Here is a 1,042-nt window from a genome sequence, read left to right as displayed (position 1 = left end):
TTTACACCGACCCGGGTGCGACTGCATCAGACGTAGTCGATGATGACGCTACGCTTAGCGCAGCAATTGTCACCATTAATAACGTGAATGAAAATGTCGCAGGCACATACACGGTCACTTACGATGTGACAGACTCTGGTGGAAACCCTGCCGTACAACAAGTCCGAACAGTTAATGTCGGCGACTTTACTGCACCAATGATAACTCTAATTGGCAACACAACCGTAAATATTGAACTTGGCTCAAGCTATACCGATGCAGGCGCAAGTGCGACAGATAATATTGATGGCGACCTGAGCTCCAGTATTATTTCAAGCGGAACAGTCAACCCTCTTGCGACTGGAACATATGTAATTAGCTATGACGTAAGTGATGCAGCTGGGAACAATGCCGTACAGCTTACGCGAACAGTAATCGTCACCGATACTACCGCACCGGTTATCACATTACTTGGCTCGGCAAGCATCAACCATGAACAAGGAACTGCTTATAGCGACCCTGGCGCCAGTGCTACAGACAATACTGACGGGGATATAACCGCCAGCATCACTGTATCCGGTTTTGTCGATGCAAATGCCGCTGGCACATACACTCTCAATTACAACGTTAGCGACAGCGCAGGAAATAACGCAACAACACTAACACGTACTATTACAGTTGTTGATACAACGCTACCGGTATTGACCTTAAGCGGAAGTACTCCAACTAATCATGAGCAAGGAACAAGCTATACCGATGCAGGCGCATCCGCCAGTGATACCGTTGACGGAGACTTAACTGCAAATATCCTTGTCACGGGCTCCGTTGATGCAAATACTGCCGGCTCCTATATTCTTACTTATAATGTTAGCGATACAGCCGGTAACGCAGCCACATCAATTACAAGAACCGTTATCGTGGCCGACACGACAGCCCCTGCTATTACCATTATCGGCAGTTCAGTCGTCAACCATCAACAAGGCAGCACCTATACAGATGCAGGCGCTACTGCCTCCGACCTTATCGATGGCGATATGAGCGCTAGTATTGTTGTCACGGGCAG

1 protein-coding gene is annotated in these 1,042 nt (G+C 48.2%); it reads left to right on the top strand.

The window, feature by feature from the left end:
• A partial coding sequence (locus tag A3756_RS01095; protein ID WP_156490152.1) for a DUF5011 domain-containing protein occupies positions 1-1,042 on the top strand: 1,042 nt, incomplete at both ends.

The organism is Oleiphilus sp. HI0086 (genome assembly GCF_001635225.1).
The sequence above is the reverse complement of the archived record's forward strand: the minus strand, read 5'-3'. Positions and strand labels throughout refer to the sequence as shown.